16 protein-coding genes are annotated in these 18,768 nt (G+C 65.2%); 9 read left to right on the forward strand and 7 right to left on the reverse strand.

Translation table 11 applies throughout. The features are described from left to right. Nucleotides 1–73: 73 nt before the first annotated feature. The gene (locus ACQP0C_RS09500) at nucleotides 74–421 is read right to left on the reverse strand and encodes a hypothetical protein (protein WP_433732519.1); all 348 of its coding nucleotides are present in this window, start codon (nucleotides 419–421) and stop codon (nucleotides 74–76) included. Further along, nucleotides 418–651: a hypothetical protein gene (locus tag ACQP0C_RS09505; RefSeq protein WP_433732521.1), complete on the reverse strand. Its 234-nt coding sequence runs from the start codon at nucleotides 649–651 to the stop codon at nucleotides 418–420. Before ACQP0C_RS09505 ends, ACQP0C_RS09500 begins: the two co-directional genes overlap by 4 nt. 445 nt (nucleotides 652–1,096) lie before the next feature. Here ACQP0C_RS09505 and ACQP0C_RS09510 point away from each other — a divergent pair, with 445 nt between their 5' ends. The 3 genes from ACQP0C_RS09510 to ACQP0C_RS09520 are packed head-to-tail and all read left to right on the forward strand — an operon-like array spanning nucleotide 1,097 to nucleotide 2,602. Further along, nucleotides 1,097–1,249, forward strand: coding sequence for a hypothetical protein (locus ACQP0C_RS09510; protein WP_433732523.1), 153 nt, complete (start codon nucleotides 1,097–1,099; stop codon nucleotides 1,247–1,249). Then, on the forward strand, nucleotides 1,230–1,757 hold the full coding sequence (locus ACQP0C_RS09515; protein ID WP_433732525.1) for a DUF6879 family protein: 528 nt from the start codon (nucleotides 1,230–1,232) through the stop codon (nucleotides 1,755–1,757). The genes ACQP0C_RS09510 and ACQP0C_RS09515 overlap by 20 nt, the downstream gene beginning before the upstream one ends. Beyond that, complete coding sequence (locus ACQP0C_RS09520; RefSeq protein WP_433732527.1) at nucleotides 1,754–2,602, forward strand: helix-turn-helix domain-containing protein; 849 nt, start codon at nucleotides 1,754–1,756, stop codon at nucleotides 2,600–2,602. Before ACQP0C_RS09515 ends, ACQP0C_RS09520 begins: the two co-directional genes overlap by 4 nt. 140 nt (nucleotides 2,603–2,742) lie before the next feature. Here ACQP0C_RS09520 and ACQP0C_RS09525 read toward each other — a convergent pair whose 3' ends face one another. Continuing rightward, on the reverse strand, nucleotides 2,743–3,525 hold the full coding sequence (locus tag ACQP0C_RS09525) for an AfsR/SARP family transcriptional regulator (RefSeq protein ID WP_433732529.1): 783 nt from the start codon (nucleotides 3,523–3,525) through the stop codon (nucleotides 2,743–2,745). A 241-nt stretch (nucleotides 3,526–3,766) separates the two neighbouring features. Further along, nucleotides 3,767–5,350: a long-chain-fatty-acid--CoA ligase gene (locus tag ACQP0C_RS09530; RefSeq protein WP_433732531.1), complete on the reverse strand. Its 1,584-nt coding sequence runs from the start codon at nucleotides 5,348–5,350 to the stop codon at nucleotides 3,767–3,769. 242 nt (nucleotides 5,351–5,592) lie between these two features. Between ACQP0C_RS09530 and ACQP0C_RS09535 the strand changes: the two genes are divergently transcribed. Continuing rightward, a complete protein-coding gene (locus tag ACQP0C_RS09535; protein WP_433732533.1) occupies nucleotides 5,593–6,699 on the forward strand; it encodes a methyltransferase in 1,107 nt (368 codons plus the stop codon). Here ACQP0C_RS09535 and ACQP0C_RS09540 read toward each other — a convergent pair. Further along, entirely contained in the window at nucleotides 6,696–6,920 is a 225-nt protein-coding gene (locus ACQP0C_RS09540; protein WP_433732535.1) for a hypothetical protein, read from the reverse strand. The genes ACQP0C_RS09535 and ACQP0C_RS09540 overlap by 4 nt on opposite strands. Nucleotides 6,921–7,164: 244 nt before the next feature. Between ACQP0C_RS09540 and ACQP0C_RS09545 the strand changes: the two genes are divergently transcribed. Next, on the forward strand, nucleotides 7,165–8,313 hold the full coding sequence (locus tag ACQP0C_RS09545) for an alpha-hydroxy-acid oxidizing protein (protein WP_433732537.1): 1,149 nt from the start codon (nucleotides 7,165–7,167) through the stop codon (nucleotides 8,311–8,313). 1 nt (nucleotide 8,314) lies between these two features. On the opposite strand, the gene ACQP0C_RS09550 is transcribed toward ACQP0C_RS09545, so the two are convergent. Beyond that, nucleotides 8,315–8,944, reverse strand: coding sequence for a TetR/AcrR family transcriptional regulator (locus tag ACQP0C_RS09550; protein WP_433732539.1), 630 nt, complete (start codon nucleotides 8,942–8,944; stop codon nucleotides 8,315–8,317). Between the two features lie 106 nt (nucleotides 8,945–9,050). Between ACQP0C_RS09550 and ACQP0C_RS09555 the strand changes: the two genes are divergently transcribed. The 4 genes from ACQP0C_RS09555 (at nucleotide 9,051) to ACQP0C_RS09570 (ending at nucleotide 16,411) form a co-directional block, all read left to right on the forward strand. Continuing rightward, nucleotides 9,051–10,334 (forward strand): glycosyltransferase 87 family protein, encoded by a 1,284-nt coding sequence (locus ACQP0C_RS09555; RefSeq protein WP_433732541.1) that lies wholly within the window; start codon nucleotides 9,051–9,053, stop codon nucleotides 10,332–10,334. Nucleotides 10,335–10,831: 497 nt separating this feature from the next. Next, complete coding sequence (gene ctaD / locus ACQP0C_RS09560) at nucleotides 10,832–12,580, forward strand: aa3-type cytochrome oxidase subunit I (protein WP_433732543.1); 1,749 nt, start codon at nucleotides 10,832–10,834, stop codon at nucleotides 12,578–12,580. A 150-nt stretch (nucleotides 12,581–12,730) separates the two neighbouring features. Next, the gene (locus ACQP0C_RS09565) at nucleotides 12,731–13,714 is read left to right on the forward strand and encodes an endonuclease/exonuclease/phosphatase family protein (RefSeq protein ID WP_433732545.1); all 984 of its coding nucleotides are present in this window, start codon (nucleotides 12,731–12,733) and stop codon (nucleotides 13,712–13,714) included. Between the two features lie 672 nt (nucleotides 13,715–14,386). Then, on the forward strand, nucleotides 14,387–16,411 hold the full coding sequence (locus ACQP0C_RS09570; RefSeq protein ID WP_433732547.1) for a cytochrome c oxidase assembly protein: 2,025 nt from the start codon (nucleotides 14,387–14,389) through the stop codon (nucleotides 16,409–16,411). Nucleotide 16,412: 1 nt separating this feature from the next. Here ACQP0C_RS09570 and ACQP0C_RS09575 read toward each other — a convergent pair whose 3' ends face one another. Further along, nucleotides 16,413–18,761: a heavy metal translocating P-type ATPase gene (locus ACQP0C_RS09575; protein WP_433732549.1), complete on the reverse strand. Its 2,349-nt coding sequence runs from the start codon at nucleotides 18,759–18,761 to the stop codon at nucleotides 16,413–16,415. Nucleotides 18,762–18,768 lie beyond the last annotated feature (7 nt).

Below are 18,768 nucleotides of genomic sequence, written 5' to 3' on the forward strand. Positions count from 1 at the left end.
CATTCGACCGCCATATCACTATGCTCGGCGAGCAGCGGGAGGAGGTAGGGCAGCGATCCGGCTGGACGGGGCGTTAGCAGGTTTCTGGCTCGTTCACATCGACAAACCGAAACGGCATAGGTGGCGGGTACGTCTCCGGTGGTGTCACGGTGTTGATCTCGCACATTCGGACCAGTTCGGCTGGCACGTTCCCGCCGAGATGTTCGAGGTTGGGTGTGATCACCGCGTCTACGTCCATCTGCCGCACGACATTGAGCAACCGGCTCAACGGGGAGTCGGTGTGGGCGCCGAACGTCACGGTCTTGGCGAGTTCGTAGCCGAGTCGCATTGCGCGGCTGCGGATCTGGATTTCGTCCCATGCTTGCGAGACACCGGAAACGTCCGTCCGTAAGTAACCGATCGCGGTTGGTCGTTGCCTCATCGGTTCACCCCGTTCACGGAGAGCTCATGCCGACGTACGTAATCCCGGTAGGCGGGCTTCTGGATGACCGCCCGGCCGTGCGTCGTGATCCAGTACGCGGCCGGGGTTTTGCTGGTGCCGAACAGCAGACCGTCGTAGGACAGCCGGGTCACGATCGCGCGTGTCCGGGAAGGACTGAGACCGGTTGCGTTGCACAGTTCCCGCACGGTCAGCGCCTCTGTGGGCTTCAACCCCGCGAGTACACCAAGCACGTTGGCTTGTGGTTCGGTAAGCGGCACTTGTTGCCCCCTGGTCGTTGTTGGTAAGCACCCCGCACCGGGGCGCTTCACCCGGTGCCGCGTGCCTGCACAAGGACGCTAGATAGCCCGGAACCTCAGCCGCCAGAAGCTTGACGGAACTTGACGTAGCTTCGCTCTACAGGCCATCTGGGTGGCCCTGATCGGGCACCATGATCCAGTGAGGTGTCACACACGGTCACACTCTTAGACGGGAGCCAAGATCATGTGCTTAAAGTTCCTCGGCAAGGGCGGTTCTACCGTCGGCGAGTGCCCGACGCTGTACGCGACAGACCACTCGTATGTCGTCCAAGGCTGGCGAACCGACAACCCCGGCACAGTCGAGATCCCACACTTGCTACTCGGGTTCGCTGAGCCGAATACATTCGTCGGGGCACCGATGACGGACACCGGCCGCGGTACGTTCAGCTTGTCCGGCCGACCGATCACCGAACCCGACACGCTGGCACAGCTCGACCTCGCCGAAGACGAGACGGCCATCGAGGTGCCGAAACTAGAGAGGAGCTATTACGGTGCTTCTGCTGCAAGGTGATCCGTACCCGGATCTCCTTCGTTCTTGCCAGCGCGAAGCGTTCCACCTCGAAGTGCGCGACTCCTACGGCGTCGCCGCAGAGTCCGAACCGTTGCGTCGGTTCCTCGACGGGGAGCAAGCCAGCGGCTACGAATGGTTTCGTCCGTGGCGGTCGCTCATCGAGGAGACAACCGGCCGGGGTGTAGCAGTGCGACGGGTGCGGGTGCTCACCGAGCCGCACACCGACTATCACCGCTGGATGTTGACGACTACACCCCAGAACATCCAGGCCGGGGAAGACATCCGGTATTTGCCGCGGCAGCTTGCCGGGGATGTGCCCGCTGAGGACTACTGGTTGTTGGATGACGAACGAGTTGCGTTCCACGCCCGCGATGTCGAAGGGCGCGGGCTCGGTGTAACCATCACCTCGGACGCTTGGATCGTTGATCACTGCGTCAGCGTGAAGCGAAGGCTGTGGGAGTTGGCTACGCCGTTCGAGGACTACCCGGCGACCAGCATTCCGAAGTGACCAACTCGGTTCACGAACAGCGGGAGGCGCTCGGGAAGCGCCTCCGCGAGATCCGGAAGGATGCAGGACTTTCGGGACGCCAGCTCGCCGCTATGGCGGGCTGGCACGAGTCCAAGGTGTCCAAGCTGGAAACCGGGGACCGCACCCCCTCGGAGGCGGATCTACGCGCGTACTGCGCCCACACCGGTACCAAGGATCAGCTAGCGGACCTGACAGCCACCGTTCGCAACATAGAAGCCGCATATCTCGAATGGCGGCGGGTGCTTCACGCGGGAACCAGGCGACGCCAGGAACGGTCCGTGTCGCTGGCCGAACAGACCAAGCTCATGCGGATCTACGAACCGGTATTGATCCCTGGGATTCTCCAAACGGCCGAGTATGCCGAGGCGGTACTACGCCGAGGTGTCGAGTTCTACCGAATACCCAACGACGTCGACCAAGGCGTATCGAAACGCCTCGAGCGCCAACAAGTCTTATACCGGGGTGACCACCGGTTCCACATACTGATAGCCGAACAGTCGTTGTCGACGACTGTGGGTAACCCTGAGGTTATGACCGGTCAGCTGGACCGGCTCCTCGCAGTCATGGGCATACCTCGGATGTTGTTCGGTGTCGTACCATCCGATGCCGAATGGCTGACGCCCGCAACGAACTTCGTCATGTTCGATGAGCGCATGGTCCTGGTCGAGGCGATCTCAGCAGAGCTGACGATCACCCAGCCTCGGGAGATTGCGCTGTACGCCCGCGCGTTCGAAACGCTGGCCGCGCAGTCCGTAACCGGCAAGGCTGCTCGTGCGCTGGTTGCGGGCGCACTGGACCGATGGCGCAACAAGCCGCAGGAATGACCAAAGCCCGGACGGTACGATCCCACTCCAGCTGGAGTGGGATCACTCATCGTCAAACCAGATTCTGGCTGCAGCTATGGGCTTGCCAGCGTTGATTCCCGGTGATGAAGCATCCTCACCGTAGACGGCAAGGCTCGGGTTCACGCTGGAGCCCGATACGACCGTGGCCGCAGCGAAGAATCCTGAGTCAGGATCAGGTGGTGCAGCCGTTGCAATTCGTGCCCCGGCTCGATCCCGAGCGTATCGACCAGCGCGGTGCGGGAGCGGTGGTAGACGTTCAGGGCGTCGGCTTGGCGGCCGCTGCGGTAGAGGGCGAGCATGTACTGGCGGTGGAAGCTTTCGCGCAATGGTGCTGTGGTGGTGAGCAATTCGAGTTCCGGGGTGATTTCCCGGTGTCGTCCGCACGCCAGTTCGGCGTCGAAGCAGTCCTCGTAGGCGTTGAGGCGTTCGTCCTCGATGGCGGTCAATTCGCTCCAGAGAATGCCGCTTTCGACGAGGTCGGCCAGTGCGTTGCCGGACCACATGCCGATCGCCTCGCGCAGGTGCAGGCGCCCGCGCGCCGGTGCGCCCGCATCGAGTTCGGTGCGGCCGAGCCGGGCCAGCTTGCGAAAGCGGTAGAGGTCGACCGCTTCCGGGTCGACGCGCAGGCGATAGCCCGGGACCTGGGTCACTAGCGCCGTGGCCGATTCGCCGTCCGCATGTGCGAAGACCTTGCGGATCGCGGAGACCGCGTTCTGCACGATCTTGCGCGCCGTCGGCGGTGGATCCCCGTGCCACAGCGCATCGCGGATGCGGCTGGTCGGGACGACCTGATTGTCGTGTAGGAGCAGATAGCCGAGCACCGCCCGGCGGGTCACCCCGCCGAGATCGATCTCGGCACCGTAGGCGCTGATATCCAGCGCGCCGAGGACACGGAATTCCATTGCGCCGCCTCCCGATTGAGCCACTGTCGCGGTATCAACCAGGTGTATCAGGGCCGATGGGCGACGAGGTACCCCTACCCCTGCCCCCTTACTAGTGCCGCGCCCGGGCAGCTCGCAGCGCTATCCGCTCCAGCAGCTCGCCGAGTGTAGTGAATGCAGTGTGTACGAACACCATTCGACTGCGCCCGACGGAGCTTCTCGGACCCAAGTTGGTACAGCACAAGCTATCTGGACGCGGGCACTAGTTCACGGCGCGTTCGCGGCCCTGCCAGAACTGGTCGCGCAGCTCGCGGCGCAGGATCTTGCCGCTGGCATTGCGGGGCAGGAAGTCGATGAAGGCGAAGTGCTGCGGCCGTTTGAAACTGGCCAGCTTGTCGCGCAGGAACACAGTGAGTTCGTGCGGAGTTACGGTCTGTCCGGGGACGAGTGCGATGAACGCGTGCACCGTCTCACCCCACCGTTCATCGGGGGCGCCGACGACCGCGGCCTCGCGCACGGCCGGATGCGAGACGATGACGTTCTCCACTTCGGCGGGATAGACGTTCTCACCCGCGACAATGATCATGTCCTTGATCCGGTCGCTGATATAGAGATACCCGTCCTGATCCAGATATCCGGCATCGCCGGTGTGGATCCAGCCGTCGACGAGGGTGGCCGCGGTGGCATCGGGCCGGTGCCAGTACTCCACCATCGGCGCGGGGCCGTGCACCACCACCTCGCCGACCTCACCCGGCGCCAACGGATTTCCGTCCTGGTCCAGCACCTCGATCCGCGCGCCCCGATAGGGGAATCCGGCTGAGCGCAGCCGCGGATTGCCCACCCAGTGGTCCTCGGGCGGCAGAAACGTCATGGGCGTCGCGGTTTCGGTCATTCCGTAGAATTGCAGGAACTGGCAGCCGAATTGCGCCATGCACTGGGCGAGCATGTCCTCCGGTATCGGGGATCCGCCGTAGGCGACCAACCGCAGCTTGCCGAAATCGGCCGCACTCACCCCGGGTTCGACGAGGATGAGCGCCAACATGATCGGCACCGCGTAGACGGCGGTGACTCCGCGCGTCCGGATGGCCTCGAGCGATAGTCCCGGCGTGTACTCGGGCAGAACCACCGTGACGATGCCATCGATCAATCCCTGCACCACCCAGGCCAGGCCCGCGATATGGAATCCGGGAATCACCACCAGCGCCACATCGTCCTCGGGCACCTCCAGCCACGCCAACTCCGATTCGTGGCGGACATCGCGCACCGCGAACAGACTCTGCTGGGCGATGACGACACCCTTCGACTTCCCGGTCGTACCGCTGGTGTACATCTGCAGCAGCGCGTCGAACCGCGAAACCGCGCTCTCCGGCGGCGAATCCGGCTGGTCGGCGTACCATGCGACGAATCCCGCCCCGGCGACCCCGGCGCGATCCATCCGATGCAGCGTGACCTCCGCAGCCACCTCGGCCAGCGCGCTCTCGGCAGCGGCCTCGCGGCCCGCGTCGACGAAGAGCACCTTGCAGCCGGAATCGCCGAGCACATGCGCGATTTCGGCGACGGTGAGCCGCCAATTGATCGGCACCAGCACGATTCCGGTATGCGCGGCCGCGATGACCAGCTCGTAGAACCGTGCGCTGTCGTGTCCGAGATAGCCGATCCGGTCGCCAGCGACAAGTCCCTCGGCCAGTAGGGCGTTGGCCACCTGGCAGGAATTCCGGTGCAGGGCGGCGTAAGTCGTCTCCTGCGCGCCGCAGATCAGGGCCACCGCATCCGGCCGGTGTAGCGCATGTTCGCCCATCACCGCCGGGAGTCCGATCGTGCTCGATTCCGTAGTGGACTGCGACATCATGTGCTCCTGAATTCCGAATGCGGCCACGGTGGTTGTCGACGAACCCGCCAATGACGCTATCGACGTGCGGTAATCGCGCAGTAACCGCGAAAAGCCCTCGCACGGTGCGTTTTCGGATGCGCGCGCGGCGCATAGGGGGAGGCGATAGGGGTTGGCCCGCCGAAGCCGCTGCGGTGCAGTTGTCGCGGAGCCGAACCGGGTGTTCGGGGGAGGTGCGAACACGAAGCTCGAGGAGACCGATGATGCACTCGCCCACTGTTGTTCCGCCACCACGCCTCGCACATGCCGTCGAAGGCCTGCGTGTGCGCCTGCGACGGCTGGTCCAACGCCTCGCGCCAGCACCGATCGCGGTGCTGGAACTGGCCCAGGGCTGGATGATGACCCAGGCGCTCTACACCGCCGCCGAACTCGGCATCGCTGACGTGCTCGCCGACGGCCCGTGCTCGGCACAGCGAATCGCGGCGGCGGTGGACGCCGATCCGGACGCGACCTACCGATTGCTGCGGGCACTTGCCAGCGGAGGTGTCTTCGCCGAACTACCCGGACGCCGCTTCGCGCTCACCCCGATGGCCGAGAGCATGCGCACGGACTCGCCGACAACCGTGCGGGCGGTGCTGTTGATGCTCGGCCATCCCGCGGTCTGGGCCTCGCGCGGGCAACTGGTCCACGCGATCGAGACCGGTCGATCGGGTCATGAATTGGCGCACGGCACAACCGGATTCGAGTATCTGGAGCAGAATCCCGAATTCGCCCGCGGCTTCCACGAGGCGATGAAGGTGACCACCCAGCTGGCGGTGGGGGCAATTCTGGCCGCCTACGACTTCACCCGATTCGACCGGATCGTCGATGTCGGCGGCGGCAGCGGATATCTGCTCGCCGCCATCCTGCGCGCCGCACCGCGCACCAAAGGCATTGTCTACGACCTGGATTCGGCCACGGCAACCACCGCGGACATCTTCGACCGCGCCGGGGTGGCCGAACGCGGCGCGATCGAGAACGGCTCATTCTTCGATGCCGCGCCGCCCGGCGCGGATGCCTACGTGCTCAAGCACATCATTCACGACTGGCCCGACGAGGCGGCCCTGAAAATCCTGCGTACGGTGCGTGCCGCGATCGCCACGCGCGGCAGGTTGCTGCTGATCGAATGTGTCGTCCCGTCGCGCAACCGGACGCACTTCAGTCTCTGGCTCGACCTGGAGGTGCTGCTGGCCATCGGCGGCCGGGAACGCACCGCGGCCGAATACCGCGACCTGCTCGCGCGCGGCGGCTTCCGGCTACGTCGGGTGGTGGCGACGGCCGGGCCGCATTCGATCATCGAGGCGGTGCCGGAGCCGGGAGCGGACTAGAACTCGCCGGAGGTCGCGGGATCCGGTAGCGCGCCCTCGGCGGTCCGTAGTCGGTCGGTGAGGGCCGTGAGCAGGTCCATGGACTCTGTGGACAGGCCGAGGGCCAGATGTAGGAGGTGGCGTAGTGGACTACTCATGATCTGATTCGCCAGCAGCAGGTCGTGGTCGCAGGATCTGGGCAGGTAGTCGAGATTCACGGCGCGGTTCTCACAATCTGTCATCTGTTCCGGATTACCAGTCGCTACAGCGGTTACTCGCGCTACAGCAGGTACGGCCGTCGGACCCGATGCGCAGGTCAACCGGTGCGAACCACTCCGGCATTGTGACGCACATCGCACAGACTCCTTCGCTGTGCCGTGGTCGAATGTTTCGCGGTTCGTCCGGACCCGATCATGGACATTAGCGTCTAATATTCGGGCAACCGGAGACCACCCCTCCGATCGACCCCTACCGAAGGGCAGAACAGTGGCGTTCGCCGATTACCAGAACGAGATCTACTTCGCCGCACTCGGTGGCCACGCACCGGATTTTCCGATGGACTACGCGACGCTCGAGGCGAAGGCCGCCGCCGCGCTGCCCGCATCGCTGCACTCCTATATCGCCGGTGGCGCCGGGGACGAGCTGACCCAGCGGCGCAATGTCGAGGCCTTCGCGGACTGGGGTGTGGTGCCGCGGATGCTCGTCGGCGCGACGCAGCGCGACCTGACGGTCAGCGCGTGGGGACTCACCTTCCCGAGTCCGATCTTCATGGCCCCGGTCGGGGTGATCGGGCTGGTCGGGGATAAGCACGGTGATATCGCGGTCGCCCAGGCCGCCGCGAAAACCGGTGTGCCCGCGGTCTTCTCGACGCTGATGGAAGATCCGCTGGAGGAGGTCATCGGGCATGCGGGCAGCACGCCGAGCTTCTTCCAGCTGTACACCCCCAAGGACCGCGACCTCGCCGCGAGCCTGGTGAGCCGGGCCGAGCAGGCCGGATATCGCGGCATCACCGTCACCTTGGACACCTGGGTGCCGGGCTGGCGTCCGCGCGATCTGTCCAGCGGCAACTTTCCGCAGCTGCGCGGGCACGTCCTGAAGAACTACACCACCGATCCGGTCTTCCAGAAGATGGTCGGTTCGAACGACCCACAGTCCATCGTGCTGCACTGGGTTCAGACCTTCGGCAATCCGCTCACCTGGGACGATCTGGTCTGGCTTCGGTCACTGACCGAACTGCCGATCATTCTCAAAGGCATCTCCCATCCCGATGACGCGCGCCGGGCGATCGATGCCGGCGTCGACGGCATCTACTGCTCCAATCACGGTGGGCGCCAAGCCAATGGCGGTCTCAGCGCGCTCGCGACACTGCCCGGGGTGGTCGAGGCCTGCGACGATCGGGTGCCGGTGCTCTTCGACTCCGGTGTGCGCTCGGGTACCGATGTGATCAAGGCGCTCGGGTTGGGTGCGACCATGGTCGGGATCGGCCGTCCGTATGTGTACGGCCTTGCGCTGGGCGGGGTTTCGGGTCTGGTGCATGTGCTCCGGATGCTGCTGGCGGAGGCCGATCTGCTGATGGCGGTGAACGGATATCCGGATATTGCCGCGGTCCGGGAGAATGTCCGGCCGAGTCGCTGAATCAGGGCGTCATCAGGCAGACCAGGAAACGGGTCAGTACCTCGGTGATCCCGGCGAGGTCGGTGCGCGGATCTCCGGTACTCCACTGCTGCACCAGGGCGAGCAGCGCACCGAGATATCCGGTCACGGCGGCATCGAACCCACCGGGCGGCACGAAATCCGGTCCGAGCGCCCGCCGGATCTGGTCTTCGAAGAATGCCATCCACAGCCCGCGCTGCTCGAGCCTGCGCCGCTCGACCCGCTCGCTGACCCCGACGACCTCGATATGCGCGATCCGGGCCCGGCGCGGGTCGCGACCGATCGACTCCGCATAGGCCCGCACCGCCGCCTGGGCCCGGCCGACCGCATCACCCGATGCGACCGCGGCCGTCGCGGCGGTGACCGCCTGCCTGGTCTCGACCTGGATCATGTCGTAGACCGCGATCAGCAGATCCTCGCGATTGTCGAAATGCTCGTAGAACTGGCTGCGCGCCAACCCGGCGGCCCGGCACAGCGCGGTGATCGAAGTGCTCTGATACCCGTGCTCCCCGAATACCGCCACCCCGGCGGCCAGGAATTCCTCGCGTCGTTGGGCCCGCCGGTCCGCGACGGGGCGTCCGTCGTACATCCGCGGTGGTGGGCCAGCAGTCACCCGAGGACAATATCGGTCCCGCACGGGCCGCGGCGCGGCTGCGGTGTGCGGCCCGCGACGAGTGCCACTACCGTGGGGCGGCGAATCCGGACCCGATCGCTGGGAGATGAGCGTGCCACTATCGACGATCGAGAATGCGGCGGTGCCGTCCGCGGCAACCTCCGCACCGCAGCGCCGCACCATCCCCACCCCGGCCTTCTTGGCGATCTCGGTGCTCGGCACGGCCGCCGGTATCTGCTATCTCGTGCAGGTTCTCGAAACGCCGCAGGTGATGATGCATCTGATGGATCTCGGCGTCTACCAGATCGCCGGGAACCGGGTGGTCGACGGCGTTTCCGTCTATGACACCCCATTGCTCGGCCACACCCGCGGCGTCTGGGAGTTCGTCTACACACCGTTCGCCGCCCTGCTGTTCGTGCCGCTGGTCGACCTCCATGGCGACCTGTACACCTATGTCGGCGCATTGGGGAATTTCGCGATGCTGACCGGGTCGGTCTGGGCGGCATTGTCGATGCTCGGCTACCGGCGCGACCGGCGGCTGGTGCTGGTGGGTCTGGCGATCACCGGACTGTTGATGTGGTGCGAGCCGGTGCGCGAAACCATGGCCTTCGGTCAGATCAATATCTTCCTGCTGTTGCTGGTGCTCGCGGATATGGCACTGCCCGATTCATCGCGCTGGAAGGGCGTGCTGACCGGGATCGCGGCCGGAATCAAGCTGACCCCCGCGTTCTTCGTGCTCTATCTACTGCTCACCCGCAGGTATCGCGCCGCCGTGACGGCGATCGGCGCATGCGTCGGGACCGTCCTGATCGGTCTCGCGGCCATGCCCAAGGATTCGCTGACATTCTGGAGCGGCGCCTTCGCCGATCCCACCCGCGTCGGCGTACCGGAGAACCCGCGCAACGAATCGCTGCGCGGCCTGCTCGCCCGCACCATCGGTGTCGACGGAATACACCAATTGTTCTGGCTGGCAGGTGCTTTCGTCATCGCGGCGAGCTGCCTGCTGTTGGCGCGGCGGCTGTCGCTGACCGGATACGAACTGCCCGCCGTCGTACTGTGCGGACTCACCACCACCGCGGTGTCCCCGTACAGTTGGGTACATCACTGGGTCTGGCTCGCACCGCTGCTGGTGTATCTGGCCGATCTGGCATTGCGCCGGGGCGGGGTGGCCGCACCGCTCGGATTTCTGGTGGCGCTGGCGGCCGCATCGGGCGGTTTGATCTCCCTCTTCGATCCCGGGGTGATCAGCATTTTCGACTATCCCCCTGGCAGCCACCTCACGGTGCTGTTTCACAACGGCTACATCTGGCTGACAGTCGCGCTGTTCGCGGCCGCCGCGGTGAAGTTGCGTCGCTCGGTTGACCAGCCGATCCAAGCTCGCATCAGCTGACCCGCCCCGGCATTCGTAGACCCACTATCTGGTCGCCGGATCGGCGGGAACCCGCGCGAGCCGAGCCGAGCGTAACCGGAATGTGCTGGTAGCCGCGCAGATTGGCCGATCCGCGATGCGGTGCTGCTCCCTCGATCCGCAGATCGGGGAAAGCATTCGTGCAGGGCCTGCAATCGTGGCTTCCGCGCGCGCCAGGCCAGCGCCGAGACAGGCGTGCCCGCCGCCGCTGAAGCGCAGGTGGTCCCTGCCAACAGCCCGGGGCGGCCGTGCAGCATCGCCCACCGAATCCAGCTTTCATTGCGCTTCCCGCCTCGTGATCTGCGTGTTCACACGCAGCGACGCGCGTGGCGACCGCACATCGCACCGTGGTCGCAGCTGCGGCTCCTACCGTAGACGCAGACCCAACAGCGCCAATGGGGTCAAAGCAGGCATGTTGGTGATCGAACAGGCGCATAATCCGGACAAGGCTGCTCGGCGATCGGAAGGTGGCGACGGCCGTGACTACAACTCAGTTGGAAGTTGTTCGGCCCTATCCGCGGCGGGTCGGGCCCAAGGGCTCCTATTTCTGGAAAATGATCACGACCACCGATCCGAAGGTGCTCGGGGTCATGTATTTGACCACCGCGATGACCTACTTCTTCATCGGTGGTCTCATCGCGCTGCTGATGCGCGGTGAGCTGGCTCGCCCCGGCATGCAGTTCCTGTCGACCGAACAGTTCAACCAGCTGTTCACCATGCACGGCACGATCATGCTGCTGTTCTACGCGACGCCGATCCTGTTCGGTTTCGCCAATTGCGTCCTACCGCTGCAGATCGGCGCGCCGGATGTGGCCTTCCCCCGGCTCAACGCCCTGAGCTACTGGCTGTATCTATTCGGCGCCACGATCGCCACGGCGGGCTTCGTCACCCCCGGCGGTGCGGCCGACTTCGGCTGGACCGGCTATGTCCCGCTGAGCACCATCGAGCATGCGCCGGGTGCGGGTGCGGATCTGTGGATCATGGGCCTCGCGGTCTCCGGTGTCGGAACCATTCTCGGCGGCGTCAATATGATCACCACGGTGATCTGCCTGCGGTGTCCGGGCATGACCATGTTCCGGATGCCCATCTTCACCTGGAACATCCTGGTCACCAGCATCCTCATCCTGCTCGCCTTCCCGATTCTGACCGCGGCGCTGATGGCGCTGGCCTTCGACCGGCATCTGGGCGGGCATATCTACGATCCGGGCACCGGTGGAGTCCTGTTGTGGCAGCACCTGTTCTGGTTCTTCGGCCACCCCGAGGTGTATATCGTCGCGTTGCCGTTCTTCGGGATCGTCACCGAAATCTTCCCGGTGTTCAGCCGCAAGCCGCTGTTCGGCTACACCACCCTGGTGTACGCGACGCTGTCCATCGGTGCCCTATCGATCGCGGTGTGGGCGCACCACATGTACGCCACCGGCGCCGTGCTGCTGCCGTACTTCTCGTTCATGACCTTCCTGATCGCGGTCCCGACCGGCGTGAAGTTCTTCAACTGGATCGGCACCATGTGGCGCGGACAGTTGACCTTCGAAACGCCGATGCTGTTCTCGGTCGGCTTCCTGGTGACCTTCCTGTTCGGCGGTTTGTCCGGTGTCATCCTGGCGAGCCCGCCACTCGATTTCCATGTCACCGACAGCTATTTCGTGGTCGCGCACTTCCACTATGTGCTCTTCGGCACCATCGTCTTCGCGACATTCGCCGGTATCTACTTCTGGTTCCCCAAGATGACCGGCAGACTGCTCGACGAACGACTGGGCAAGTGGCACTTCTGGACCACGCTCGTGGGCTTCCACACCACCTTCCTGGTGCAGCACTGGCTGGGTGCCGAGGGCATGCCGCGTCGTTACGCCGACTACCTGCCCAGCGACGGATTCACCACGCTGAACACCATTTCCACGATCGGCGCCTTCATCCTGGGCGCGTCGATGCTGCCGTTCATCTGGAACGTCTTCAAGAGCTACCGCTACGGCGAGGTCGTCACCGTGGACGATCCGTGGGGTTACGGCAACTCGCTGGAGTGGGCCACCACCTGCCCGCCGCCACGGCACAACTTCTACGAGCTGCCCCGAATCCGTTCCGAGCGTCCCGCCTTCGAACTGCACTACCCGCACATGGTCGATCGCATGCGCTCGGAATTGCATGTCGGTTGGGGCTCGGGCGCCAAACATGCCGCCGCGGTCGCCGAACACGCCAAAGCCGAGACCGAAGCACCTCGGGCAGAGCCGTAGCCAGCGGCCTACGAGCCATAACACGCACCCCGATCGCCGCATTGATCGGGGAATTCGAGTAGTCGCTACGCAAGAGTTCGGGCGTCGGCCGAGTGAGAATCGGGTCGTAATCGATAAGTCGGTCGGGGCCTGATAGTGGATCGGTGTGTCATGACCACCCTACGTATCGCCACATTCAATGTGGAGAATTTCGACGAGACGGTGCCGAATGCGAGCACGCCGTCGTTGGCGGATCGGATCGCGGTAATGCGGCCGCAGATCGAGCGGTTGCGGGCCGATATCTTATGTCTGCAAGAAGTGCACGGACAGGAAAGGCCCGGCCAGCCACGGGCACTACTCGCCCTGGCCGAACTGCTCTCCGGCACGAAATTGGCTGGGGCGAATGTCGTTTCGACGCAAACCGCCAATGGAGAAGTATTCGATCAGCGCAATCTGGTGCTGGTCACCTCGCTGCCGGTGACCGGGCACACGCAATTGCTCAATACGCTCGTAGCCGCGCCGGTCTATCAGATGCTGACCGCGGATCCACCCGCCGTCGCACCGCAGGCGATTCGCGTCGAGCGGCCGATTCTGCATGTGGAGCTGAATATCGACGGCGCACCGCTGCATGTGATCGTGGTGCATTTGAAGTCGAAGCTGCCCACCGACATTCCCGGGCAGAAGCTCAATACCTTCACCTGGCGCAGCGCGGGCGCGGCAGCCGAGGGTTCGTTCATCTCCTCGATGAAGCGGATGAGCCAGGCGCTGGAGGTCCGGCGGCTGGTCGACCAGATCCTGGACCAGGATCGGGACGCGCGCATCGTGGTCGGCGGCGACTTCAATGCCACCGCCGAGGAGGTGGCGCTGGTCGCCATTCGCGGCGACGTCGAGGACACCGGCAATGGCGCGCTGGCCGGGCGGGTGCTGGTGCCGCTGGAGAACACCATCCCCGAATCCGCGCGGTACTCGCTGTTCCACCAGGGCAAGGGACAGATGCTCGACCACATCCTGGTCACCCGCAATCTGCTGGCCCACTACCGTGGCGCGGAGATCCACAACGAGTTGCTGCACGATGAATCCGGTGCGTTCGCCACCGATGTCAAATATCCGGAATCCGATCACGCCCCGGTCGTGGTCACTTTCGACTTCGCCTGAGCGCTCCGCCAAGATTTGATGATGCCGCGACGGGGAAAATGGACCGGATATCGGAATAAAAAGGATATAACCGGGTAATCGTCGGTTCCTGATACTCGAATTCGATCGAATATCGACCGGAAAACCCGGCCTTCCCCCAACTTCTCGACGCGGCGAAGGGGGCCGAAAGTCCCTAGTAGACTACGTGGATCGCAGAGATGATAGTTGCAAGGCGAATCATATATTGGATGAAACGCTTCTTTCTCGCGTTTCGTGCTCGAGCACCAGTGTGGTGCAAGGTTCAAGTGAGAAGGCAGAGAAGATGTACACCAAGATCGCAAGCTCTGTTGCCGCAACCGCAATCGCACTATCCCTTGGCGTTGGCTCTATTGTGGCTCCCACCGCTTCCGCGACCGAGGCTCCAGCTCCAGTAACGCCTACCCAGGGGTCGATTGCCATATGCTTCCCCATCTGGCTGGGATCGGTGACCTGGGTCCTGTGTCTGTAGATTTTCCAAGGAACTGAAATAGGCTGGGGTATCGACGAATCCGGTGCGTTCGCCACCGACGTCGACGATCCGGAATCCGAGTACGCCCCGGTCGCGGTCACCTTCGACTTGCCTGAGCGATCCGCCATGTGACGCTCGTCGCACCGCCTGCGGCCCGGGAACCAGCACCGGGCCACAGTCGACTTATGTGCGAGGGCTGGCACATCCGCTGCCCGTCACACCCCTTCGGTTTCGCGGATTGGTGGAAAAACGTGCAGGTGAAGCGCTCGCCCGACCACCTCATCTGGCTGATCGCGGCGGTCGCCGCCGGTGCCGTCGTCCTCATCTCCGTCAGCGCGGCCGGAGATATGCCCTACCGCCGGGCCGGGCTCGCGTATCCGGGATTCCCCGACGTCCTGATCTATGTCGCGCTGCGAGTGGTGGCGGCGCTGGCGGGCGCGGTCACCGTCGGCGCGCTGATCTATGCGCTGTGCTGCACCGTGGTCACCGCGCGCGGGCACGTCGATGTGGACGGATATGCCGGGGTCCGGGTGGCCGAGCGCGCGAGTCTGGTGTGGCTGGTCTCGGCCCTGATCTTGATTCCGGTCAGCGCGGCCACTGTGGGCGGACTGTCGATCAGCGCCGCACTGGAGCGGGGTGCGATCGGCGCGCTGATCGATGCGAGTGAGAAGCCCAAGGCCTGGATCGTCGTCGCGGTGCTGGCCGGTGTCGTCGCGCTGGTGACGCGGCTGACCTTGTCCTGGACCGGCCTTGTGGTACCGACAGTGCTCGCGCTACTGGCGGTGCTGCCGCCCGCGCTGGTCGGCAATGCGGGTGAGGGACCGAATCACGACTTCGGGACCGGCGCGATGATCATCTTCCAGCTGGCGGTCTCGGTGCTGCCGGGCGCGGCGTGGTGTGTCGCGGCACAGGTGGGCCGTGCGAATTCCCATGTAGCGACCGCGGTTCGACGCTACGCACGCATCGGTCTGCTGTGTCTGGCCGCGGCCACCGCCAGCGGTCTGGTGCTCGGCGCGATCCTGTTGCCGTGGTCGGCGCTGTTCGGAACCGGCTATGGACGGCTGGCGCTGCTGATGGTCGCGGCGGCCATCGGCATCGGACTGATATTGAGAAAGATTTCGGCCGAATCGGATTCGCTGCCTCGCACGCGGCCGCTGATCGCAGGTACCGGTGCGCTGTCGGTGTTGGTGACGGCCGCATCGGTGGCGATGGCGGTACAACCTGCCCCGGCCTTCGCCGATCGGTCGTTCACGGCCCAGGAGGTCTTCCTCGGTTTCGATCTGCCGGGCCGGGCCGACCTCTGGCGGCTGATGACCATGTGGCGCTTCGATATCGTCCTCGGCACCGCCGCGTTGGCTGGCATCGGGTTGTACTTCGCGGGTGTGCTGCGACTGCGGCGACGCGGCGATACCTGGTCGACCCGGCGCACCCTGTCGTGGACGAGCGGCTGTGTGGCCCTGCTGATTTCGACATCATCGGGCATCGGCACCTACGGCTACGCCATGTTCAGCATGCACATGATCACGCATATGGCCCTGAATATGTTCGTGCCGGTGCTGCTGGTGCTCGGCGCACCGGTGACCCTGCTGCTGCGCACCGTGCCCGCGGCCCCGAAGGATGCGGTTCCCGGTATGCGCGAATGGGTGTTGTGGATCCTGCATTCGCGCCCGACCGCGGTTCTGGCCCATCCCGGCACCGCGATCACGGCGTTCGTGCTCTCGCTCTACGGCCTGTACTTCACGCCGCTGTTCGAGAATCTGATCCGCTATCACTGGGGGCACGTGCTGATGAACGTGCACTTCCTGATCATCGGCTATCTGTTCTACTGGGCGATCATCGGTATCGATCCCGGCCCGCGTCGCCTGCCGCATCTGGGCAGGCTCGGCATGTTGTTCGCCATCATGCCTTTTCACGCCTTCTTCGGTGTCGCGGTGATGTCGATGAACACCACCATCGGCGAGCGGTTCTATCAACAACTGCAATTGCCATGGCACCTGGACCTGATGGCCGATCAGCGGGTCGGCGGCGGCATCGCCTGGGTCTCCGGCGAAATCCCGATCCTGCTCGTGGTCGGCGCACTGCTGACCCAGTGGGTGGCCCAGGATCGTCGCACCGCGGTGCGCACCGACCGCAAGGACGACGAGTACGGGGATTCCGAACTCGCCGCCTATAACGCGATGCTGGAGCAGTTGGCGCGGTCGCGCCGCTGACTCAGCGCGCCAGCCGAACGCGACGCAGTCGCAGGCTGTTGGAGACCACGAAGAACGACGAGAACGCCATGGCCGCACCGGCGATCAGCGGGTTCAGGAACCCGAGCACGGCCACCGGAATGGCGATCACGTTATAGCCGAAGGCCCACACCAGATTTCCCCTGATGGTGCGCAGGGTGGCGTGCGCGAGTTCGATGGCATCGGCGACGGCCCCGAGATCATCGCGGACCAGGATCACATCGGCGGCCGCGATCGCGACATCGGTGCCGGCTCCGATCGCCATGCCGAGGTCGGCGGTGGCCAGCGCCGCCCCGTCATTGATGCCGTCGCCGACCATCACGATGCGGCGACCCTGCTCCTGCATGCGGGCGATGAGTTCGACCTTGCCCTCCGGAAGCAGTTCGGCGACAACCTCATCGATGCCGATCTCGTCCGCGACCGACTGGGCGGCATAGGCGTTGTCGCCGGTGAACATCATGACGCGCAGGCCGAGGGCGTGCAGCCGGGCCATGGCGTCGGCGGCGGAGTCCTTGACGGTATCGGCGACCGCGATCACCGCGCTGGCCGCACCGTCGATCACGACGAGCACCACGGTGCGTCCGGCCCGTTCCTCTTGGCGCACAGCGCGACTCAGCGGCCGCGGCACGTCGATACCGCGATCGTGCAGCAGGCGCAGGCGTCCGACCAGCACCTCGTGGCCCGCGACAATGCCACACGCGCCCAATCCCGGTAGCGCCGCGAAGGACTCGACCTGCGGCAGCTCATCCCGCGTTGCGGTGGCATGCCGGGTGATGGCCGCGGCAACGGCGTGTTCGGAGGCCGCCTCCACCGCGCCGACCAGCCGCAGCACCTCGGCTTCGGTCAGCGCGTCGGTCACGGTCACCGCGACGACGCTCATGACCCCGTTCGTGACGGTTCCGGTCTTGTCCAGTACCACCGTGTCCACATCACGGGTGGCCTCGAGCGCCTGATGGCCCTTGATGAATATGCCCAATTGCGCACCGCGTCCGGAGGCCACCATCAGCGCGGTCGGAATCGCCAGCCCCAGCGCGCACGGACATGCGATCACCAGCACCGCCAAGGCGGCCGCGGCGGCGCGCTCGATTCCGGAATCGAGCAGCCACCAGGTGAGGAAGGTGCCAGCGGCCACGGCGAAGACGAACGGGACGAATACCGCCGAGACCCGGTCGGCGATGCGCTGCATGCGCGCCTTCCCGGTCTGCGCCTGTTCGACCAGTCGGATCATGCCGGACAGCTTGGTATCCGCGCCCACCGCGGCCGCCTCAACGATCAGGCGGCCGGTGAGTGCGGTGGTGCCGCCGATCACCGCCGTACCCTCGGTCACATCGACCGGTATGGATTCGCCGGTCATGGCACTGGCATCGACGCTCGACGCACCCGAGACGACCAGGCCGTCGGTCGCGATGGTTTCACCCGGGCGCACCACGAAGCGCTGTCCCTCGACGAGTTCGCCGATGGGGACGCGCATTTCGCGATTGTCGCGAGTCAACACCGTGACCTCGCGGGCGCCGAGCGCGGCCAGTGCCCGCAGCGCGCTGCCCGCCGACCGCTTGGCCTTCGCCTCGAAGTACCGTCCGGCGAGCACGAAGGTGGTGACGCCGGCGGCGGCTTCGAGGTAGATCGAATCACCGGACCAGAACGCGTCCCATACGCCGTCGGGAGCTGCGGTCCGGTCCGCGTGCAGGAACATGGTGTCCAGTGACCACAGCGTCGCGGTCGTCACACCGACCGATACCAGGGTGTCCATGCTCGCGGTGAAATTCTTTGCCCCGGCCAGCGCCTTTCGGTGCAGCGGCGCGGCCGCCCACACCACCACCGGCAGTGCGAGCACGGTCAGAATGACCTGCCAGCCGGTGATCCTGGCCGCCGGCACCATCGCGAACATGACCGAAAGGTCGGCGAGAGGGAAGAACAGCAGTAGCGCGACGACCAAGCGGCGGAACAGATCTCGGACCGCGGCCTCCTCGGGGGCCGAGGAGATCGGGCCGGTGCCCTCGGTGATCGGCTCCGCGCCGTAGCCCGCCGCGACCACCTCGGTGCAGAGCCGTTCGGCCGAAATGTCCTCGGCCGCATCGACGGTGGCGACGCCGGTCGCGTAGTTCACCGATGCCAGCACGCCCTCGACTTTGTTGAGTTTGCGCTCCACTCGGTTCGCGCAGGCGGCGCAGGTCATGCCGGAAACAGCGAGCGAGATGCGAACGGTGCCGCGCTGCGCCGCGGCGGCGAGGTCGGGCTTATCCGTCGCGCGACCGCGCTCGGTCAATGCTGTCAGCCCACTCGTCGCCCGACCGCCACTGCTCATCGAATCGCTGCGTGATGCTGTGTCCATGTGGTTC

It is taken from the genome of Nocardia sp. CA-129566, from assembly GCF_050956075.1.
GTDB lineage: Bacteria > Actinomycetota > Actinomycetes > Mycobacteriales > Mycobacteriaceae > Nocardia.